This is a genomic window from Burkholderia sp. Tr-20390 (assembly GCF_017104595.1).
Classification (GTDB): domain Bacteria; phylum Pseudomonadota; class Gammaproteobacteria; order Burkholderiales; family Burkholderiaceae; genus Burkholderia.
This window is the reverse complement of record NZ_JAAGPC010000150.1, coordinates 1-21,178: the sequence shown is the minus strand read 5'-3', so window position 1 is coordinate 21,178 and position 21,178 is coordinate 1. Positions and strand designations below refer to the sequence as shown.

Genomic DNA, 21,178 nt, shown 5'->3' with positions numbered 1-21,178 from the left:
ACAACATCCTGTTCATCCTGACCGACCAGGAGCGCCACTTCGATCGCTGGCCGTTCCCGGTGCCGGGCCGCGAAGCGCTGCGCCGCGACGGCATCACGTTCATGCATCACCAGATCGCCGCCTGCGTGTGCTCGCCGTCGCGCTCGACGGTCTACACCGGGCAGCACATCCAGCACACCGGCGTACTCGACAACGCGGGCGTGCCCTGGCAGAAGGACATGTCGCCGGACGTGCGCACCGTCGGCCACATGCTGCGCGATGCCGGCTACTACGCCGCGTATCTCGGCAAGTGGCACCTGAGCGCGTCGATGCACGAAACCGCGAGCCCGTACACGGCACCCGTGGCCGACTACAACCGCACGATCCGGTCGTACGGCTTCGACGACTATTTCGGCGTGGGCGACCTGATCGGGATGGTGCGCGGCGGCTACCAGTACGACGGGATCACGGCCGAGGCGGCAGTGAGCTGGATGCGCAACCACGCGCCGCGTCTCGCGAAGGAAGGCAAGCCGTGGTTCCTCGCGGTGAACCTGGTGAACCCGCACGACGCGATGTTCGTGAACACCGACACGAACGGCTCGACGGTGCAGGACGCGAACCACCCGATGCTCGGCAACGCGCCGCCGCCGAACGACGCGCTGTATCGCACGTCATGGCACGACGTGCCGCTCGCGGCTTCGCGGCGGCAGCCGTACGACGAGCCGGGGCGGCCCCCGGCGCACGGAATGTTCAACGCCGCGCATGCGAACCTGGTCGGACGCTATCCGTTCACCGACGAACGCCTGCGCATCTATCAGGACAACTACTTCAACTGCGTACGCGACTGCGACACGCATGTCGTGCGCCTGCTGCAATCGCTGCAGTCGCTCGGCCTCGACGAACGCACGATCGTCGTGATGACGGCCGACCACGGCGATCACATCGGCGCGCACCAGCTCGTCGGCAAGGGCGCGACCGCGTACCAGCCGCAGAACCACGTGCCGCTCGTGATCCGCCATCCCGCGTATCCGGGCGGCATGCAGTGCGATGCGCTGACGTCGCACATCGACATCGCGCCGACGCTGCTCGGGCTCACCGGTCTCGACGATGCGCGGCTCGCGTCGATTCGCGGCAGCGCGCTGAAGGGGCACGACCTCACGCGCTGGCTCGCGAAGCCGGCCGACGCGAAGCTGCACGCGGCCCGTGATGCCACGCTGTTCAACTACGCGATGCTGCTCTACTACGACAGCGAATGGATGCTGAAGGAACTGGGCACGATGCGCCAGAAAGGCGTGCCCGAGGACGAGCTGCTGCGCCGCGCGCTCGCGCAGCAGCCCGATTTCCGGTTGCGCGGCACGATCCGCAGCGTGTTCGACGGCCGCTACCGGTTCACGCGCTATTTCTCGCCGCTCGAATTCAACCGGCCGACGACGATGGAGGGCTTGTTCGCGCGCAACGACGTCGAGCTGTTCGATATCGCGAGCGATCCGGGCGAGATGCGCAATCTCGCGATGAACCGGAAAAAGCACGGCGAGCTGCTGCTCGCGATGAACGACCGCCTGAACGACCTGATCGCGAGCGAAGTGGGCGACGACAGTCCCGACGTCATGCCGATCCGCGACGGCAAGGTGCAGGTACAGATCCGCAAGTGGCATTGAACGCGGCCGGCGACTCGAGATCGTGAGCACCCGTTACCGGGAAACGGTTTTGCGCCGGAGCGCTCCGTCGCAACGACATCATGACTGTACTCGACAGCGAATCTATATATGGAGCCAACCGGGACGATTGTCCTGATTGGCTCTTTTCCTGTACTACCGCTGGTTCAGCAAATCTCTACAACGCACGTATTGCAGCCATTACACTCGCTCCGAGCGCGCGCGTATTGAGAGGGTTACCGTTGCCGTTCTCCATTGAAACACCCAAGCGTTCGGCGAGGTCTCGTAGCGCGGACATCGCTGGCGATTGAAGTACACCGTCGAACTCGACCTCGATCGTGCCAGTATCACGGCGACGAATTACATGCCCACCGTAAGTCACCTCGTCGACCTTTCCGGAGGCAGCCTCATAACGGACCCTGTCTGCGTTCGGCATATGGCCGATGATGGCGTCAACAGCCTGCAATGTACGCAGCCCCCACTGATTCGAGAGCGCACAAGTTTTACCATCTACATAAAACAGCTCGTCATCAGCCGTAAAGTATCGTGTTTGCTCGCCCCCGACGGCGCTTCCAAATTCGACTTCGTCGAGATCGCCAACAGCGGACAGAAAAAGATTGCCTCTCCATGGGACCGAACTCTCGATAGCGCTCAAAGTGACGCCCTGCTTAAATGCCTCAGTAACGATCGCGTGAATGAGCCGCCGCTTCGGCAGACTCGGGTATAAGTCATCGCCGATTATCAAATCGTAGCGTGTCAGATCTCGTTCCGACTCCCTCGCGGCTTCCTGTTCCAGTGACTTCTCCCGGACAGCAACCTGATACTGTTCAGCTTCCGGAAGAGGTATGACCTGCTGTATGTCAATCAACACGCGATCGGCAATCTCGTGAGGACGCATTTGTACACAGCGAATGTCCAGCCGCTGTTTATTGAGCCACAAGACAGTGGTTGTCAGCTCGGTCGAAAAGTCTGCCGACGCCAAGATGATGCGAACCTTGTCCGACAACGCAACATTGCCCTCTTCCACACCGAGAAATGCTCTGATCACCTGCTCCGCATCCTCTGCTGCCCCGATCGACCGGAGATATTTTTTGTGCGCTTCAACAGCCTGATCGAATCGCATCGTTGAGATCATTGCTGCGTAGCGAAGAGCCTGAAGCTCCATATGGCCATCATTGTCTCGCTTGAGCTCCACAACCACGAGCCGAGCCTGATCGTCAAGGCAAAGCAAGTCAATACGCCTGTTCGCCCCGACCCAGTCTCCGAATTCCTCAGCAAGCACCATTGTCCTGACGCCTGGAGTAATTGCAGTTATGTGTGCACGAATGGCTTTCTGGATGTTTTGACGCTCGAGTATCCCGAGCTTGGTAAACGTCTGAGGTCTGATTTCCTTAAGGTTTTCACCTGTCATCTCGTACAGCGCCATCGAATCCCCCCTTACGAATGGTAATTATTCTCGCCAACGTCCGAGATATTAATGGCCCGTTGCCAAGCAGCTCACAACATTGCCCATCGATCACAATTCGCTTGTGCAGTCGGATAGTATGTGCAGCAGGTGTAGTTGGTCGACTTTTCAACCAACATACCTGCCACACACTGGGATTGAATACGTGCAAGTAAAGGCTCCTCCGGTCCGCCCCCTGCTCACGCTACCGCTGCTCGCACCGGCAATCTGCAAAGCCGAAGCCGGCGAGCTGGGCGGAGTCGTAGATCTAGCCTTCTACCTGCTGATTTTCTTCGTGGTCTGGGCACTGTTGACGGGTGCCTTTTCCTGGCTCCTGCGCAAGCAACCGCCCGGCAAACGCGGCGGGCTGACGCTGCTGTTCTTCAGCTTGCCAGTACTCGTCCTGTTCGGCTGGGGTGCGCTCGATCAGTTTCTGGGCACCCCGGGAAACCACGTCGACGGAACGGCCGATCGCCCCATCGTCGTGGCCGGTGTGTCATTTCCCGCTGGAAGCGAAGTGCAATACGTGCAGACCGGCGGAGGATTCTGGAACCGCCAGCCTATCGGCGCACAGTCCGACACGGGTGTGAGAATGGGCGCGCTGGAAATCAAGGGGCTTCTGCGCCAGGATTTCGACGTCGACGTCTGGAGCGTCACGTTGACCCGGCCGCAAACCATCGACGGCTGGTCCTGCGCACCCGACAGTGTCGTGATGCGATGGCAACCCGACGTCACGCAGCGGCAGCTCTATCAATGCGAGCTTGCCGCGCCCAGGACGATCGGCCCAATCGACTGGCCCGCCGTTACCCATGTCAACCGCAGCAACGATGGCAACTGGATGCTGTCGTGGCTCGGCGTCGATCATGGCACGCCGACTGCCAAGGCGATCGGCATTCGGTTTGGCGCCATGCGTGCGACATACGGCCCCGCACTCGATCTGAAAACGTGGTCGGCCAACTTCGCCGACAGCGACACGGTCATCGGCGAATATCTGTTTTCCAGCGACAGCACGACCGACGCGACCTGGATCGCCGGCAACGACTTCCGCATCGAGGGAAAAGGCCGAAACGCGAAAACCGGCGAAGCGGTCAACTGCGTGCTGCTACAACCCGCGCAACATCGGTTTGCGCCGTGCCAGCGGCACGCCGGCTGACTCGAAACGGGCCGCTGCCGCAACGCGTACCCTCGCAGACATGATCTAATGTCAGCGGAAGGCCGCCCTTGTTCGCGTAGACAACGCAGCGGCCCATGCCTGATCACCTGCCGCCGCAAAGGATCGCATGATGCCCACAACCGAAATCAAGGCGCTCGTTTTCGATGTCTTCGGAACGATCGTCGACTGGAGAAGCGGCGTCGCACGCGGCGCCGCCGCGTTCCTCGACCGCTATGCCCCCGCGCTCGACCCGCTCGAATTCGCCGATGCGTGGCGGGCCGAATATTCGCCGTCGATGGAAGAAATCCGCAGCGGGCGCCGCCGCTACGTGCGGCTCGACGTCCTGCACCGCGAGAACCTGGTCCGCACGCTCGATCGCTACGGGATCGACGACGTGCCCGACGCCGACATCGACGCGCTCAACCTCGCGTGGCACAGCCTCGACCCGTGGCCCGACGCCGTCGCGGCGCTGCAACGGCTGAAGCGACGCTTCATCATCGCGCCGCTGTCGAACGGCAACATCCGGCTGATGGTCGACGTCGCGAAACGCGCGGGGCTGCCGTGGGATGCGATTCTCGGTGCGGAGGTGGTCCGCGCGTACAAGCCGTCGCCGCAGGTCTATAGCGACACCGTCGATATTCTCGGCGTCGAGCCGGCCGAGCTGTGCCTGGTCGCCGCGCACAACGGCGATCTCGCGGCCGCGCGCCGGCAGGGGCTGTCGACCGCGTTCGTGCTGCGGCCGACCGAACACGGGCCCGGCCAGACGACCGACCTGAAAGCCGATGATGCGTGGGACTTCGATGTCAAGGATCTGAACGCGCTCGCGGACCGGCTCGAGTGCCCGGGTTGAAAACCGGGTTCCGGTGCGCGATCGCGGGGTGGCTGGCGGCTCGTCGAGCGCCGGCTCCCAGGGCCTAGCGCGCCGGCGCCATCTCGGCCGCCCGCCCCTGCGCCGCCATCGCGAGGCGCCGCCAGTTGCGGGCCGCATACCGGTGCGCCTGCTGCAACGCGAGCCACAACCCGATCTGCCGAACCGGCTTGAAGAGGCCGCGTGCGCTGAACACGGTGCGCCGTTCGACGCGGGTCCTGCCGCCCTCGATCGGCGTCAGCGTGAATTCGTCCTCGAGCAGCCCGACCCAGTCGCGGCACCACACCGTCGACGCCACCATCCGGTAACGCAGCCGGCGAGGCTCGTCGAGCACGAGAATCCGCTGGTCGATCGTGCCGCGATCGGTCGTGCACTGCCGCGTGTTGCCGACGGCCGGCACGCCTTCGAGCACGCGGCAACTGACCGGCTTCGGCACGCCGAGGCGGAACAGCAACGGCCGCGTGTCGTCCATCCGGGCATGGAGAAAATGCGGCCAGACATGCTCGGGCCGGCAATCGAACGTCCACTGCGAATGAATTTCCACGACCGTCTCCTGGCGGCTGTCGGTGCGGCCATGATGGCACAACCGCGCCGCCGCCTCCGCTACTTCACGACCGCGCGCCAGGCCGTTCGCGCGTAGATGAGCAGCAACGGCAGCAGCGCCAGCGCGAACAGCAGGCTGAGCGCCAGCACCCACACCGGCCAGTCTTCCGGATTCCCGCGCGCCCAGTAACGGTAAGGCACGCTCAGGAACCCGATTTCCATCAGCAGCGCGCCGAGCGGCACGAGCCCGTTCATCACCACCGCCACGCCGAAGCGAGCCGCGCCGTCGAGGTTCCGGCCGGCGCCGTACGCCGCGATCAGGTAGAGGAAGTACCCGATCATCGCGACCATTACCGCGCCGCCGGCCAGCAGGCCGACACTGCGCACGCTGCGTTCGTGCCATTGATCCGCACCGGGCGGCAACACGACATCGATCCGCTCGCCGATTTCCGGCGCGCCGCCGGAACGGACGTTGCCCGGCATCACCACGCGCTTGCCGTCGGGCAGCGCGGCGTCCAGTATCGACGTGTATTTCAGGCACTGATACCGTTCGGTCCGCCCGTCGCTATCGCGGCGCTCGCAGGTATCCCACTCCGACGTGTAGGACACGACCGTCGCCTCGTATTTCGGCGAGACGGCCAGAACGTAGAGTTCGTCGCCGATCCAGTACGCGAACGGGAAGAACAGCGACACCAGGCAAAAGCACACGAGCCACCAGAATGCGACCGCGCCGCGATTCGGTGCCCCCTTCGCACCGTGCCTGGCGCCGGACTGGCGACGCACCATGCGCGACGCGAGCCAATAAGCGGTCACGGCAAAGACCGCCACACACACCACGAAGACCTTGCCCGCATGCGTCAATGCCATCTGTCTTGCCCCCGATTCCCCGATTCTTCAATGCTTCGCTTGCCGGCAAGTTCGCCACCGGGTCGTGTTCACGCAATGAACCGCACAGCCGCCTTCGCCGCGGCCACGTCACGCACTATTCCGGCTCGCCGACGAACCTCAGCCTCCCCGACTCCCCCGACAGCAGCGCGCGATTCGCGTCCGCCGCCGCGCGCAGGTAATCCCACAGCGCGGTCACGCGCCGCAGCTTGCGCAGATCCTCGCGGCAGGTCAGCCAGAAGCACCGCGTGACGACCACGTCGTCCGGCAGCACCGGCACCAGCGCCGGCTGCGTGGCCGCCATGAAACACGGCAGGATCGCCAGCCCGCCGCCCTGCAGCGCCGCGAAATACTGCGCGATCACGCTCGTCGTGCGCAACCCGGCCGTCGCGCCCGGCACCGCGCGGTCCAGGTACAGCAGCTCGTTGCTGAACGCGAGATCGTCGACGTAGCTGATGAACGCGTGCCGCGCGAGATCGTCCGTGCAGGTGATCGGATCATGGTTCGCGAGATAGTCGCGCGTCGCATAGAGCCGCAGCTGGTAGTCGCACAGCTTGGTGACCACGTAAGGCCCGCGCTCGGGCCGCTCGAGCGTGATCGCCAGGTCCGCCTCGCGCTTGGGCAGGTTGACGAAATGCGGCACCGGCAGCAGGTCGACCGTCACGTGCGGATGCTCCGCGCGAAACTGCGCGAGCTGCGGCGCGAGGAAAAAGCAGCCGAACCCTTCCGTCGACCCGATCCGCACATGGCCCGACAGCGCCTCGCCCGTGTTCGCGACCTGGTCGCACGCGGACTGCACGGTCGTCTCCATCGCGTCCGCATATGCGACGAGCCGCTGCCCTTCGGCCGTCAGCGTGAAGCCGCCGGAGCGCGACTTGTCGAACAGCAGCGTGCCCATCGCGGCCTCGAGCGCGCGGATGCGCCGCGCGACGGTCGTGTAGTCGACGCCCAGCCGCTTCGCGGCGCCGCTCGCGCGCTGCGTGCGCGCGACTTCGAGGAAAAAGCGCAGGTCGTCCCAGTTCAGGTTGCCGGAAACCGGCTCGGTGGCGTGTCGCATTAGCGGGGGAAAAAGGGGTAAGGGTCTGTTTGCATATGGAACGCCCATGCGTTGCCACGAGAACGGCCGCTCGCGAGGCGCGCGACGCCGCGAATACTGACGTATTCGCAAGGAGCGCAACGCGGCGAGCGGCCGTTCTCGTGGCAACCCCAAACTAAAAAGAACATGTCACGGGAATGCCCGAAATCGCCCGTATGGCGGCGTCGTTCGTCGCTTGTTTGGCTCGGCCAAACGGCGCTCCTCACTTCTTGCCCTACGAGCGATTTCGGGCATTCGCATGGGCGTTCCATATGCAAACAGACCCTATGTCTCCGGGCCGGCCGTCGATATGCATAAATGCACATCCAACCGGTTTCTTTATCGGTACATGATGAATCTGCGCATAACTATACTCGACCGTGACCTGCGGACCACGAGCCGCGGCACCACCACGGAGACACCATGCAGACCCGATCCACCCTCGATGAGCATGCGACAGTCGCGGCGCCGGCGCCCGCGCGCACCGCGAAGCACTACCTGCTGGCCGGCTGGGCCAGCATGGCCGGCACCACGATCGAGTGGTACGACTTCTTCCTCTACGGCACCGCCGCCGCCCTCGTCTTCAACCGCATCTTCTTCCCGTCGCTGGACCCGGTCGTCGGCACGCTCGCCGCGTTCGGCACGTTCGCGGTCGGCTTCATCGGCCGGCCGATGGGCGGCATCGTGTTCGGCCACTTCGGCGACCGCATCGGCCGCAAGTCGATGCTGATGATCACGCTGCTGCTGATGGGCGTGCCGAGCATGATCATCGGGCTGATCCCGTCGTACGACCGCATCGGCTACTGGGCCGCCGCGCTCTTGATCGCGATGCGCTTCCTGCAGGGGATGGCCGTCGGCGGCGAATGGGGCGGCGCGGTGCTGATGGCCGTCGAGCACGCGCCGAAGGGCCGCAAGGGGCTGTTCGGCAGCCTGCCGCAGACGGGCGTCGGGCTCGGCCTGATCCTGTCGTCGGTCGCGATGGCCGCGGTGGCCGCGCTGCCGGAAGCCGACATGCTGTCGTGGGGCTGGCGCGTGCCGTTCCTCGCCAGCATCGCGCTCGTCGGGCTCGGCTGGTTCATCCGCGCGAAGGTGCCCGAATCGCCCGACTTCGAGAAGATGCAGCGCCAGGGCAAGGCCGAGAAGTCGCCGGTGACGGCCGCGCTGCGCCGCCATCCACGCGAGGTGCTGACGATCGTCGGCGCGCGTGCCGCCGAGAACACCTGGTTCTACATGGTCGTCACGTTCGCGCTCGCCTACGCAACGCAGCAGCTGCACCTGCCGAAGGCCGAGATGCTGCACGCGATCACGGCCGGCGCGGCGCTGTCGCTCGTCACGATGCCGCTGTGCGGCCACCTGAGCGACCGCATCGGCCAGCGCCGGATGTTCGCGATCGGCCTCGTGCTGATGTGCGCGTTCGCCGCGCCGTTCTTCATGATGCTCGGCACGCAGCAGGTGTCGTACGCGTGGTGGGCGATCGTGCTCGGCCTCGGCGTCGTGTTCCCGATCCTCTATGCGCCGGAATCGCTGCTGTTCGCGCAGCAGTTCCCCGCGGAAATCCGCTACAGCGGCATCTCGCTGTCGGTGCAGCTCGCCGGCGTGATCGGCGGCGGCTTCGCGCCGATGATCGCGACGTCGCTGCTCAAGGCCGGCGGCGGCCAGCCGCATTACGTGATCGCGTACCTCGTCGGCTTCGGCGTGTTCGCGCTCATGTGTACCGCGTTGATGCGACCGGCACGCGCGTGAGCGCGCCGGCCGGCATTCGATCGATTTCAGTTCAGCCTGCTGCCCGCCGCGCCTCCACGCGCGGCGCAAGCAGACCCCCTTTTCATCGTCACACCGCTTTACGGAGACATCCATGAACGCCGCAGTTCCCCAGACCACCCTCGCCCTGCCCACCGCCAAGCTGCTGATCGACGGCGCGTTCGTCGAATCGCAAAGCGCCGAATGGGGCGACATCGTCAACCCGGCGACGCAGGAAGTGATCGGTCGCGTGCCGTTCGCGACGCTCGACGAGGTCGATGCCGCGATCGCGTCCGCGCAACGCGCGTTCCAGACCTGGAAGACGACGCCGATCGGCGCGCGGCTGCGCATCATGCTGAAATTCCAGGATCTCGTGCGCCGCAATCTCGAACGGATCGCGCACACGCTGACGGCCGAGCAAGGCAAGACGCTGCCCGACGCCCAGGGCGACATCTTCCGCGGCCTCGAAGTGGTCGAGCACGCGTGCTCGATCGGCACGCTGCAGCAGGGCGAATTCGCGGAGAACGTCGCGGGCGGCGTCGATACCTACACGCTGCGCCAGCCGATCGGCGTGTGCGCGGGCATCACGCCGTTCAACTTTCCCGGCATGATCCCGCTGTGGATGTTCCCGATGGCGATCGTGTGCGGCAACACGTTCGTGCTGAAGCCGTCGGAACAGGACCCGCTGTCGACGATGCAGCTCGTCGAACTCGCGATCGAGGCCGGCGTGCCGCAGGGCGTGCTGAACGTCGTGCACGGCGGCAAGACGGTGGTCGACCGTCTCTGCACGCACCCGGACATCAAGGCGATCTCGTTCGTCGGCTCGACGCGCGTCGGCACGCACGTGTACAACCTCGGCAGCCAGCACGGCAAGCGCGTGCAGTCGATGATGGGCGCGAAGAACCACGCGGTCGTGCTGCCCGATGCGCATCGCGAACAGTCGATCAACGCGCTCGTCGGCGCGGGCTTCGGCGCGGCCGGCCAGCGCTGCATGGCGACGTCGGTCGTCGTGCTGGTCGGCAAGGCGCGCGACTGGCTGCCGGAGCTCGTCGAGAAGGCGAAGGCGCTGAAGGTCAATGCGGGCGCGGAAGCCGGCACGGACGTCGGGCCGGTCGTGTCGAAGGCCGCGAAGGAACGCATCCTGTCGCTGATCGACGAAGGCGTGAAGGCCGGCGCGAAACTCGAACTCGACGGCCGCAACGTGAAGGTGCCCGGCTACGAGCAGGGCAACTTCGTCGGCCCGACGATCTTCTCGGGCGTGACGACCGACATGTCGATCTACACGGAAGAAATCTTCGGGCCGGTGGTGGTCGTGCTCGAAGCCGACACGCTCGACGAAGCGATCGCGCTCGTCAACCGCAACCCGATGGGCAACGGCGTGGGCCTGTTCACGCAGAGCGGCGCGGCCGCGCGCAAGTTCCAGAGCGAGATCGACATCGGCCAGGTCGGCATCAACATCCCGATCCCGGTGCCGGTGCCCTACTTCAGCTTCACCGGCTCGCGCGGCTCGAAGCTCGGCGATCTCGGCCCGTACGGCAAGCAGGTCGTGCAGTTCTACACGCAGACGAAGACGGTCACCGCGCGCTGGTTCGACGACGACGCGACGGCCGGCGGCGTGAACACGACGATCGCGCTGCGCTGACCCGGGAGCCTGCACATGGAAATTGCATTCATCGGACTCGGCAACATGGGCGGCCCGATGGCCGCCAACCTGCTGAAGGCCGGCCACGCGCTGACGGTGTTCGATTTCCAGCTCGCCGTCGATCCGTGGCTCGTGCCGGCCGGCATCGCGGCCGGCGTCGCGTGCGCCGGTGCGGCCGGCTGGCTGAGCCTGCATAATGTGCTGCGGCGCCCCGCGCTGCAGTCGCTGCGCGACGCATGAGCGTCGCCGGCGGCCCCGAAGATCCTGTTTTCCGACTATCCGTATGACCGATGTGAATGACGATGCGCCGTCGCAACCGACGGCGTTCGAGCTCGTGGGCGGTGAAGCCCGCGTGCGCGAAATGGTGGACCGCTTTTACGACCTGATGGATCTCGAGCCCGAGTTCGCGCAGATTCGCGCGCTGCACCCGGATTCGCTCGACGGTTCGCGCGACAAGTTTTTCTGGTTCCTGTGCGGGTGGCTCGGCGGCCCCGACCACTACATCAGCCGGTTCGGCCATCCGCGGCTGCGCGCGCGGCACCTGCCGTTCCCGATCGCGTCGGTCGAGCGCGACCAGTGGCTGCGCTGCATGGCGTGGGCGATGGAGGACATCGGGCTGCCCGAGCCGCTGCGCGAGCGGCTCATGCATTCGTTCTACGACACGGCCGACTGGATGCGCAACCGGCCCGGTTGATCGACCGGTACGCCGCCGCCCGCGCGCGGGACGATCTGCGTCTGGGCGCGCGCACCGCGCGGCGCGACACTGGCCGCTTCCCCCCAATCGATACGAGGCTCGCCCGATGACGACACAAGCGCTGTTTCGCGAAGACGCGTACCTCACGCAATGCGACGCGGTCGTGCTGGCCGTCGGCGACGACGGCATCCGGCTCGACCGCACCGTGTTCTATCCGCTCGGCGGCGGCCAGGCCGGCGACACCGGCACGCTGACGCTGCCCGACGGCAGCACGATCGCGATTGCCGATACGCGCAAGGCCAAGTTCGACGGCGCGACGCCCGACGACGCCGTGCACGTGCCCGCACCGGGGCAGGAGGCGAGCGTCGCGGCGCTCGAGCCCGGCACGCGCGTGGTCGCGGAGATCGACTGGCTGCGCCGCTATCGCCACATGCGGCTGCATACCGCAGCGCACCTGATGTGCGCGGTGCTGCCGTACGCGGTCGACGGTTGCAGCGTGACGGCCGACTACGTGCGGCTGGATTTCGCGACGTCCGACGCGATCGACCGCGACGACGTCGAGCGGCGCCTCGCCGGCCTGGTGGGCGGCGCGCATCCGGTCACGACCGAATGGATTACCGACGACGAGATGGCCGCGCGGCCGGACCTCGTGCGCACGATGAGCGTGAAGCCGCCGATGGGCCTCGGCCGTGTGCGGCTGCTGCGCATCGAGCAGGTCGACCTGCAGCCGTGCGGCGGCACGCATGTGCGCAATACGTCCGAAATCGGCGAGCTGCGGGTCGCGAAACTGGAAAAGAAGAGCGCGCGCACCCGGCGCCTCGTACTGGAGTTTGCATGACGATTGACACCCCCCACGCGGGCGCGGCGGCGCTCGATCCGCAAGCGCGGGAGATTCTCGATTTCTGGTTCGGCGAGCCGGGCTCGGCCGAGTTCGGGCAGAACCGCAAGGTCTGGTTCAACGGCGGCGCGGCATTCGACGACGTGCTGCGCACGCGCTACGGCGCGTTGCTCGACGCCGCGTGCGACGGCGCTTGCGATCACTGGGCGGGCTCGCCGTCGGGGGCACTGGCGTTGATCGTCGTGCTCGACCAGTTCTCGCGCAACATCCATCGCGGCACGCCGCGCGCGTTTGCCGCCGATCCGAAGGCGCTCGCGCTCGCGCGCCGCGTCGTCGCGGCCGGCTGGGACGCGCAGTTGCCGAGCGGCCATCACCGCGCGTTTGCGTATCTGCCGTTCGAGCATGACGAGTCGGTCGAGAGCCAGCGCGAAGCCGTGCGCCTGTGCGCGGGCATTCGCGACGAAGCAGGGTGCGAGAGCTATCACCGCTTCGCGTTGCTGCATGCGGCCGTCGTCGAGCGCTTCGGCCGCTTTCCGCACCGGAACGCGATTCTCGGTCGGGTATCGAGTGACGAAGAGATGGCGTTTCTTCGCGAGCCCGGTTCGTCGTTCTGAGGATTCGGGCGGCGGTGTGACGCGGGGAGGGGGCGGGCCCGCGGAGTCTCGCGGGCACGGTGGCGGCCGGGCACGCCGGTCGGCGGCGCGCATTTCCCGATGGCTGTTCGCTGCCCGGGCGGTGGTGCTCACCACGCCGCACCCGGTACGAGGGCAAGCACGGCGGCGCGTCCGCCGTGCCTCCTCGCATTACTCAACGTGCTGTTCAGGCGTGCGCACGTATACGCGCAGCAGTTCCTCGTTGTCGCCCGGGCGGGCGCCCGTCCAGAACAGTTTCCATTCGTCGCCGGGCGCCGGATCGACGGCCCGCACGCCCTGGACGATCATCCAGGTGCAGCGCGTCGTCTTCGCGTCGGCGATCGGCGTGTGCTGGATGCCGGAAAAGTAGTACAGCATCGGCGCTTCCGATTCGCCGAGCCCGTGCAGGCTCGCCATGCAGTCGCCGTCGTTCCATTCGAGCGCGAGGTGCGCGTTCAGGTCGTCGAACACCGAGCGGTAGCTCTTCGCGACATCGAGCCACGGCAGCAGCAGCGTGTAAATGAGCCCCCATGCAACGAGTGCGCCGGCGCCCCACGACAGCGCGCCGCGCCAGACGCCCGTCGTACGCAGCTTCGGCAGCAGCGTCAGCCAGCCGACCGTCAGCGCGAGCGCACCGATCACGAGCGCGGGTTCGATCGGCATCGTCCAGTCGAGCGGCAGCCAGCGGCCGAGCAGCGTGAGATCCTTGCGCGACGCGGCCGGATCGGCCATCACCGCCCAGATGGCCCAGGCGAGCGCGGCGGCCGTGCCGAACAGAATGCGGCTCAGGTAGTCCCACGCGAGATGCAGCTGGCGCGGCAGGCGGTCGATGGCCTGTGCGGCGACCAGCGCGAGCGGGGCGAAGAACGGCAGGATGTAAAGCTGGCGCGACGTCGCGGACACTTGCAGCACGACGAGCCCGACGACCGTGAACATCACCGGCAGCGCGATGCGCGGCGTGCGCCAGTCGCGCCAGGCACCCCGCGCGAGCGCGACGATCGCGAGCGGCGCGACCGGGAAGCCGACGAGCAGGAACGCACGCAGGATGAAGAACGGCTTGTCGTTTTCCGCGCCCAGTTGGGGGACGGAGAAACCGAAGAAGCGGCCGACGTTGTTATCCCAGAACCACGTCATGAACAGCGTCTCGGAGCGCAGGAACAGTGCGGTCGGCCAGACGAGCGCGAACGGCGCGAACACCAGTGCTGCGATGCCGAGCGAGCGCGCGAACGCGCGGGTGCGGCAGGCCGGATAGAGCACCAGCGCGCCGACGAGCGTAGCGGCAAACACGAGCGGCACGAACAGCCCCTTCGTCATCAGCGCGATGCCGACGCCCGCGCCGAAGATCGGCGCGGCCCAGCGGCCCGACGGCCGGACCGGCAGCCCGTGCCGCATCTGCTGCGCGCGCGCGACGTGCTGCATCACGAGTTCGAGCAGCCCGCAGAACGCGATTGCCGTGCCGGCGAACAGCGCGACGTCGGTCATCATGTCGTGCACGTGCTTGATGACGACGAGCGTCCCGGCGCTCAGCACGACGGGACCGATCACGCGCAGGTCGAGCCAGGCGTCCGCGCGGCTGGCGACGCGCGCCGCGCGCGCGATGAAGCCGAATGCCAGTGCGGCGAACAGCGCGCTCGCGAGCCGGGCCGCGTCGTGCAGCGGCATGACGCGCTGCAGCAGCCAGGCGAGGCTGGTCGCGACCCACGCGTAGAGCGGCGGCTTTTCCATGAACGGCAGGCCGGCATTGGTCGGCACGACGAAGTCGCCGGTCTCGAGCATGTGCTGGATGATGCCGAACGTGTAGGTTTCGTCCTGCTTCCACGGATCGTGGCCGAGCACGCCCGGCAGCGTATACGCGCAGATCAGCGCGGCGACGAACAGCCACGCGCGCCAGCCGAGCAGGCGCGAGCGTTCGCGCGTCGTGCCGGTGGCAGCGGTCGACGCGACGACGGGCGTGCCGGCGGCGTCGAGCGATGCGGTGAGATCGGCGTCGGCGGTCGAATGGGTGTGCGGGGCCGGAGCGGGCACAGACGTGCGTCGCCGGCTGGGCGCTGCGGTTCCAGGCATGGAAGGAATCTCGGGTCGAGTCGAGCCGGTCCGGCGACGTGGGCAGGACCGATTGGGGCCATATCAAAGGCCAACGGACGGATGTTTATGACACCTGTCTGAATGTCCGCTAGTAGACCACGGAATTGTTACGGTGGATTACCGTTCGTGTCACGAAATTGTGGAGATTTGTGGTGTCGTGACGACGGATTGCTTCGGACGGCGGTTTTTGATGTGCGGCAGTGCGGAATTACCGGCCGCCGCCGACGTCGAGCAGGGCGCCGGTCGTGTAGGACGCCGCGTCGCCGAGCAGCCAGACGATTGCTTCGGCGATCTCCCGCGCTTCGCCCGCGCGGCCGAGCGGCGTCGTGGCGCCGAGGCGGGCCGCACGGCCCGGCTGGCCGCCGCTCGCGTGAATGTCGGTCTCGATCAGGCCGGGGCGGACCGCGTTGACGCGCACGCCGTGCGGGCCGAGTTCCTTCGCGAGGCCGATCGTCAGCGAGTCGACCGCGCCTTTCGACCCCGCATAGTCGACGTATTCGTTCGGCGAGCCGAGCCGGGAGGCGATCGACGATACGTTGACGATCGCGCCCCCGCGGCCGCCGCGGTCGGTGGAGAGCCGGCGCGCGGCTTCGCGCGCACACAGATACGCGCCGAGCACGTTGGTGTCGAACATCCGCCGCAGCCGGTCGGCCGGCATGTCGGCGAGCGGCATCGACGGCGCGACGATGCCCGCGTTGTTGACGAGCGCGTCGAGGCGGCCGAATGCGGCCGTGACGGTGTCGAACATCGCGATGACATCGGCTTCGTTCGCGACGTCGCCCGCGACGACGCACGCGCGGCCGCCCGCGTCGCGGACGGCCTGCGCGGTGAGTTCGGCCGCCGCCGCGTCGCGCGCGTAGTTGATGCCGACGTCCCAGCCGCGCTCGGCCGCGAGCACGGCGGTCGCGCGGCCGATGCCACGGCTCGCGCCGGTGATGAGGACGGCCTTGCGGTCGGACGGTGCGGTCATCGCGTGCGGGTTCCGGTGACGGTTACTTGGCCGCGTCGGGCGCCCACTTGTCGCGGGCGGGCGGCTGGTAGCGGCGCAGTCGCTCGATCAGCTCGACGGGTTCCGACTCGACGCACAGTGCGTCGAAATAGGCCGGACGCATGAAGCCCTCGTCGACCGTATGACGCAACAGCGCGATCAGCGGATCGTAGAACGAATCGATGTTGTACAGCGCGACGGGCTTGCGGTGATAACCGAGCTGCGCCCACGTGTAGACCTCGAAGAGCTCCTCGAGCGTGCCGGCGCCGCCGGGCATCGCGACGAACGCGTCGGACAGGTCGGCCATCATTTTCTTGCGGTGGTGCATGTCGGGCACGACGTGCAGTTCCGACAGCCCCGTATGGCCGACTTCCTTGTCGACGAGCAGTTCGGGGATCACGCCGACCGCACGGCCGCCGGCCGCCATCACTTCGTCGGCGATCACGCCCATCAGGCCGACCCGGCCGCCACCGTAGACGAGCGTGAGGCCCGCGTCGACGAGCGCGCGGCCGAATGCGCGCGCGGCGTCGGCATAGACGGGCCGCACGCCGGACGACGAGCCGCAGTAAACACAAACAGCCTTCATTGCTTGGAATCCTTGGCGGGTGCCTGCCCGGTGACGACGGGGCTGTCGGCGGGGCGCGGCGAGCCGTCGCGCGGCGGCAGGTAGTCGGTGAACTGGCGCTTCGGCAGCTTGCCGGAGACCAGGTCGTCGAACAGCTGGCGCGAACGGCCGCGCAGGTACGGTGCCATCACGGAGATCACGTGCATGCTGACCTGGTGCAGTTCCTCGCGGATCGCGTCCTGGTCGTTGTATTTGCGCGGATGCATCACGTACTGATACGACAGCCAGTACGTCGAAATGACGGCCATGTTGGTGGCGATGACTTCGATCTCGGCGGGCGTCGCGACCATCTCGGCGTCGGACACGAGCAGTTCGCACATGTCGCGCGCGAAGCGCACCTTGTGGCTGATGATCTGCTTGAAGTGCGTCTCGAGCGTGCGGTTGCGGGCGAGCAGGTCGTTGAGGTCGCGATACAGGAACCGGTAGGTCCACATGAAATCGGCCATGTACTGCAGGTACGACCAGGTTTCGTCGATCGTCGGACGGTGGTCTTCGGGAAAGCGCAGCCGCCGTTCGATCTGCTGCTCGAACTGCGCGAAGATGCTGTTGATGATGTCGTCCTTGTTGCGGAAATGGTAGTACAGGTTGCCTGGACTGATTTCCATTTCCTCGGCGATCGTCGTGGTCGTGACGTTCGGCTCGCCGATCTCGTTGAAGAGTTTCAACGACAACTCGAGAATCCGTTCGCGGGTGCGGCGGGGAGGTTTCGCTTCCATGTCGTCCGGCCCTGTGTGTGCCGGACTGGCGGGCGCTGCAATCGATGCTGCGTGATTCGTCCGGCGCGGGTTGCTGTTCTATGTCTAGCGGACGATTATAAACCGGGGTTTCGCCACATCGGGGCATTTCGTGCTCGCCGCGCCGCGCGGCGCATGGTGCAGCGCCGCACGCGGGCGGTGCGCCAGGTACCCGCGGGGCAGCCGTCTAGAAGCCGAGCCAGCGTGCGACGACGGGGCCGAGCACGAAGCCCCACGTCGTCACGCACGCGAACAGCGCGACGGTCACGGCTGCGCTGCCGAGGTCCTTCGCGCGCTTCGAGAGTTCGTGACGCTCGAGCGAGATGCGGTCGATCGCGGCCTCGACGCTCGAGTTCAGCAGTTCGACGATCAGCACGAGCAGCACCGACGCGATCAGCAGCGCACGCGATGCCGCGGGCACCGGTGCGAACGCGCCGATCGGGAGCATCAGCGCAGCGAGCGTGAGCTCCTGGCGAAACGCGCTCTCCTCGCGGATCGCCACGCGAAAGCCGTTCAGCGAATGCTTGAGGGCGTACCAGGCGCGCGTGATGCCGCGATGGCGCTTGTACGGGTTCGGCGGCAGCGGCGCGAGCCGATCGTCGGGGCCGAGCGGCTCGTGCGCGTGCACGTCCGCGTCGGCGTGCGGCTCTTCCTCGTCGAACGGGCGGTGCCGTTGCGGCGTTGCGTCGGGGGGCGGGATTTTGTCGTTCAGGTCTCGTTTCAAACGGCGGCACCTTCTGCTGGCGAGTACGCGGTCTTCGGCAGCGGCTTCAGATGCGACGCGAACTGCTCGGATGCCGCGCGCCACGAGAAGCGTTCGGCCCACGCGCGCGCAGTGGTGCGTTCGATCTTCAGCGCCTCGAGGCAGGCTTCCTGCAGGTCTTCGTGCATTGCGCCGGCGTCGCCTTCGCCGAGCACGTCGATCGGGCCCGTCACGGGATACGCGGCTACCGGCGTGCCGCAGGCGAGCGCCTCGAGCAGCACGAGGCCGAACGTGTCGGTGCGACTCGGGAACACGAACACGTCGGCCGCAGCATACACCTTGGCGAGCTCGGCCTGTGACAGCACGCCGAGATAGTTTGCTTCCGGATAGCGCGACTTCAGCTCCGCGAGCGCGGGGCCTTCGCCCGCGACCCACTTCGAGCCGGGCAGGTCGAGGCGCAGGAATGCCTCGACGTTCTTCTCGATCGCGACGCGGCCCACGTACAGGAAGATCGGCCGCGCGGTATTGAGCACCTTCGATTCCATCGGCCGGAACACGTCGAGATCGACGCCGCGTGTCCACAGCACGACGTTCGTGAAGCCGAATTTCTCGAGGTCCTGCTTGACGACCGGCGTCGGCGCCATCACCGCGAGCGACGGGCCGTGGAACCAGTGCAGGAAGCGGTAGGTCGCGGCGAGCGGGATGCCGAAGCGCGCCTGCACGTATTCCGGAAAGCGCGTGTGGTACGCGGTCGTGTACGGCAGCTTGCGCGAACGCGCGTAGCGTCGCGCGGCGAGGCCGAGCGGGCCTTCGGTCGCGATGTGCAGCGCGTCGGGTGCGAACGCATCGATCCGCGCGCGCAGCTTGCGGTACGGCAGGATCGACAGGCGGATCTCCGGGTAGGTCGGGCAGGGCACCGTACGGAATTCCAGCGGCGTCAGCAGTTCGACGCGGTGGCCGAGCGCGGTGAGTTCGCGCGACGTGCTCTTCAGCGTGCGCACGACGCCGTTGACCTGCGGTTCCCACGCGTCGGTGACGATCATGATCTTCATCGCGGCTTTGTCCTGTAAGTAGGGGGGTGTCAGGCAGCGGCCTTGGCCTTGCGCGACGTGGTCTCCGTCGGTGCGGTGCGCATCACCGTCCAGTAGACGATCTTCAGTTCGCCTTCCATCGTTTCGACGAGTGCGGACAGGCTTTCGACCCAGTCGCCGTCGTTGCAGTACAGCACGCCGTCGATGTCGCGGATCTCCGCCTTGTGGATGTGGCCGCACACGACGCCGTCGCAGCCGCGGCGGCGCGCCTCGTCGGTCATCACGGTCTCGAACTGGGAGATGAAGTTGACGGCGTTCTTGACCTGGTGCTTCAGGTACTGCGACAGCGACCAGTACTGGAAGCCGAGCCGGCTGCGGATCCGGTTGAACCAGCGGTTCAGCACGAGGATCAGCGTGTAGAGCGTGTCGCCGAGGTACGCGAGCCATTTCGCGTGCTGGATCACGCCGTCGAACAGGTCGCCGTGCACGATCCACAAACGTTTGCCTGCGAGCGTCGTGTGGAATGCCTCGCCGCGCACCTGGATGTCGCCGAACGCGAGATCGCAGAACTGCCGCGCGCCTTCGTCGTGGTTGCCGGGGATGTAGACGACCTGCGTTCCCTTGCGTGCCTTGCGCAGGATCTTCTGCACGACGTCGTTGTGCGCCTGCGGCCAGTACCAGCCCTTCTTCAGTTGCCAGCCGTCGATGATGTCGCCGACGAGGTACAGGTACTCCGAATCGTTGTGGCGCAGGAAGTCGAGCAGGTACGGCGCCTGGCAGCCGCTCGAGCCGAGGTGGATGTCGGACAGCCAGATGGTGCGGTAGCGGTGGGCCGACGAGTCGGGGTCGTCATGCTGCGTGGCGTGCCCCGCAGGCGGGTCTTGCGAGACCAGCCCGTCGGTTGCGGCAGAACCGGACAGGAATGCTGTGGCGGCGCGGGCGCCGATGGGGTGACGGAACAGGGAGGTCGCGGACGTTTTCTGGCCCATGCATGACTCGCGCCGGTTGACATTACCGGCATTCCGCCATGCGGGCGTGACTGTGCCATGACAGTCACGAGACGTTCTTATTACGACCGCTGCAGGGTGTTTAGCAGTAAATGACGGGGCGTTGCGTAATGTGCCGTACGGAACGGCCGATCATAGTCGGGTAACGCTGTCGGGCCGGGCGGAAGCCGCCTTGGCGAGGTGTTTTCGTCAGGCGAATGCCGCGTGTCAGCGCGGTATCGCGACGACGCGCGTGCGGGCGATCCGGTCGTGCGGAAACTGGCGTTCGGCATGCAGCCGCGCGGCGCCGGCCCATGCGGCGATCCATGCGGCGGTGAGCGCGAGCGTGACGGGTACCGACAGGTCGAGGAGCGGATGCAGCGCGAGCGGCGGCAGGAACCACAGCCAGCCGAGCGCATAGCGGACGAGCGCGTGGCCTGCGCTCAGCGGGCGGCCGCTCGACGATTCGAGCCGCAGCCGCCAGGTCTTCATCGGCAGCGTCTGGCCGCCGTGGGTCCAGAACCAGACGAAGTACGCGCCGACCACGAGCGCGATCCAGGCGGCGAGCAGGTTGTGATGGACGAGGCCGTTGCGTTGCTGCGTCGCGAGGCTGAACGCGAGCCCGGCGAAGAACACCACACCGAACAGCAGCACGCCTTCGTAGAGCAGCGCGGCGAGGCGCCGCCGCACGGACGGCGCGGCGGCCGGGGTTTCAGGTGCGTGGGCGTTCGCCACGGGCGCTCAGGAGCCCTTGAACAGCGAGGGTGCGTCGGCGGGCGACACCGGCGCCACGGCAGCCGGCGCGGATGCGGTGCCGGCCGTCGACGATGCGGGTACTGGCGGCGCGACGGCGGCCGAGACGGGCGCCGGTGCGGTGG

20 protein-coding genes and 1 pseudogene are annotated in these 21,178 nt (G+C 66.8%); 9 read left to right on the top strand and 12 right to left on the bottom strand.

From position 1 onward, the window contains the following. The coding region (locus G3N98_RS29835) for a sulfatase-like hydrolase/transferase (protein ID WP_206150198.1) at window positions 1–1,637 on the top strand (1,637 nt) is incomplete at its 5' end. A 175-nt stretch (window positions 1,638–1,812) separates the two neighbouring features. On the opposite strand, the gene G3N98_RS29830 is transcribed toward G3N98_RS29835, so the two are convergent. Next, on the bottom strand, window positions 1,813–3,060 hold the full coding sequence (locus G3N98_RS29830; protein ID WP_089474566.1) for a hypothetical protein: 1,248 nt from the start codon (window positions 3,058–3,060) through the stop codon (window positions 1,813–1,815). Between the two features lie 184 nt (window positions 3,061–3,244). Between G3N98_RS29830 and G3N98_RS29825 the strand changes: the two genes are divergently transcribed. Continuing rightward, a complete protein-coding gene (locus tag G3N98_RS29825; protein ID WP_206150196.1) occupies window positions 3,245–4,231 on the top strand; it encodes a hypothetical protein in 987 nt (328 codons plus the stop codon). 127 nt (window positions 4,232–4,358) lie between these two features. Continuing rightward, complete coding sequence (locus G3N98_RS29820; RefSeq protein ID WP_206150194.1) at window positions 4,359–5,081, top strand: haloacid dehalogenase type II; 723 nt, start codon at window positions 4,359–4,361, stop codon at window positions 5,079–5,081. 64 nt (window positions 5,082–5,145) lie between these two features. Here the strand turns inward: G3N98_RS29820 and G3N98_RS29815 are convergent, their stop codons facing one another. From G3N98_RS29815 to G3N98_RS29805, 3 genes are all read right to left on the bottom strand, one after another. Further along, on the bottom strand, window positions 5,146–5,643 hold the full coding sequence (locus tag G3N98_RS29815; protein ID WP_206150193.1) for an SRPBCC family protein: 498 nt from the start codon (window positions 5,641–5,643) through the stop codon (window positions 5,146–5,148). A gap of 59 nt (window positions 5,644–5,702) precedes the next feature. Continuing rightward, entirely contained in the window at window positions 5,703–6,509 is an 807-nt protein-coding gene (locus tag G3N98_RS29810) for a uracil permease (RefSeq protein ID WP_206150191.1), read from the bottom strand. Between the two features lie 115 nt (window positions 6,510–6,624). Further along, window positions 6,625–7,584, bottom strand: a complete 960-nt coding sequence (locus G3N98_RS29805; protein ID WP_175239444.1) for a LysR family transcriptional regulator — start codon at window positions 7,582–7,584, stop codon at window positions 6,625–6,627. Window positions 7,585–8,025: 441 nt separating this feature from the next. Here G3N98_RS29805 and G3N98_RS29800 point away from each other — a divergent pair, with 441 nt between their 5' ends. From G3N98_RS29800 to G3N98_RS29775, 6 genes and pseudogenes are all read left to right on the top strand, one after another. Next, window positions 8,026–9,345, top strand: coding sequence for an MFS transporter (locus G3N98_RS29800; RefSeq protein ID WP_089474560.1), 1,320 nt, complete (start codon window positions 8,026–8,028; stop codon window positions 9,343–9,345). Window positions 9,346–9,457: 112 nt separating this feature from the next. Continuing rightward, window positions 9,458–10,984, top strand: coding sequence for a CoA-acylating methylmalonate-semialdehyde dehydrogenase (locus tag G3N98_RS29795; RefSeq protein WP_089442874.1), 1,527 nt, complete (start codon window positions 9,458–9,460; stop codon window positions 10,982–10,984). 27 nt (window positions 10,985–11,011) lie between these two features. Continuing rightward, window positions 11,012–11,224 (top strand): annotated as a pseudogene (locus G3N98_RS29790) (NAD(P)-binding domain-containing protein); the annotation flags it as partial. 43 nt (window positions 11,225–11,267) lie between these two features. Beyond that, window positions 11,268–11,678, top strand: coding sequence for a group II truncated hemoglobin (locus tag G3N98_RS29785; RefSeq protein WP_069248490.1), 411 nt, complete (start codon window positions 11,268–11,270; stop codon window positions 11,676–11,678). A gap of 106 nt (window positions 11,679–11,784) precedes the next feature. Further along, entirely contained in the window at window positions 11,785–12,516 is a 732-nt protein-coding gene (locus tag G3N98_RS29780) for an alanyl-tRNA editing protein (protein WP_206150189.1), read from the top strand. Beyond that, window positions 12,513–13,130 (top strand): DUF924 family protein, encoded by a 618-nt coding sequence (locus tag G3N98_RS29775; RefSeq protein WP_089473300.1) that lies wholly within the window; start codon window positions 12,513–12,515, stop codon window positions 13,128–13,130. Before G3N98_RS29780 ends, G3N98_RS29775 begins: the two co-directional genes overlap by 4 nt. A gap of 189 nt (window positions 13,131–13,319) precedes the next feature. On the opposite strand, the gene G3N98_RS29770 is transcribed toward G3N98_RS29775, so the two are convergent. From G3N98_RS29770 to G3N98_RS29735, 8 genes are all read right to left on the bottom strand, one after another. Then, window positions 13,320–15,212, bottom strand: coding sequence for a glycosyl transferase (locus G3N98_RS29770; RefSeq protein ID WP_206150188.1), 1,893 nt, complete (start codon window positions 15,210–15,212; stop codon window positions 13,320–13,322). 229 nt (window positions 15,213–15,441) lie between these two features. Then, window positions 15,442–16,203, bottom strand: coding sequence for an SDR family oxidoreductase (locus tag G3N98_RS29765; protein ID WP_206150186.1), 762 nt, complete (start codon window positions 16,201–16,203; stop codon window positions 15,442–15,444). A gap of 22 nt (window positions 16,204–16,225) precedes the next feature. Further along, on the bottom strand, window positions 16,226–16,807 hold the full coding sequence (locus G3N98_RS29760) for a TIGR00730 family Rossman fold protein (protein ID WP_043188888.1): 582 nt from the start codon (window positions 16,805–16,807) through the stop codon (window positions 16,226–16,228). Next, complete coding sequence (locus G3N98_RS29755; protein ID WP_021161119.1) at window positions 16,804–17,562, bottom strand: TetR/AcrR family transcriptional regulator; 759 nt, start codon at window positions 17,560–17,562, stop codon at window positions 16,804–16,806. The genes G3N98_RS29760 and G3N98_RS29755 overlap by 4 nt, the downstream gene beginning before the upstream one ends. A 205-nt stretch (window positions 17,563–17,767) precedes the next feature. Beyond that, a complete protein-coding gene (locus tag G3N98_RS29750) occupies window positions 17,768–18,304 on the bottom strand; it encodes a diacylglycerol kinase (RefSeq protein WP_039370536.1) in 537 nt (178 codons plus the stop codon). Further along, window positions 18,301–19,335: a glycosyltransferase family 1 protein gene (locus tag G3N98_RS29745; RefSeq protein ID WP_059531147.1), complete on the bottom strand. Its 1,035-nt coding sequence runs from the start codon at window positions 19,333–19,335 to the stop codon at window positions 18,301–18,303. Before G3N98_RS29745 ends, G3N98_RS29750 begins: the two co-directional genes overlap by 4 nt. A 29-nt stretch (window positions 19,336–19,364) precedes the next feature. Beyond that, window positions 19,365–20,303 carry a UDP-2,3-diacylglucosamine diphosphatase gene (locus G3N98_RS29740; protein ID WP_206150184.1) on the bottom strand — a complete coding sequence of 313 codons (939 nt, stop codon included), beginning with the start codon at window positions 20,301–20,303 and terminating at the stop codon, window positions 19,365–19,367. A 225-nt stretch (window positions 20,304–20,528) separates the two neighbouring features. Next, window positions 20,529–21,035, bottom strand: coding sequence for an RDD family protein (locus G3N98_RS29735; protein ID WP_175237907.1), 507 nt, complete (start codon window positions 21,033–21,035; stop codon window positions 20,529–20,531). Window positions 21,036–21,178 lie beyond the last annotated feature (143 nt).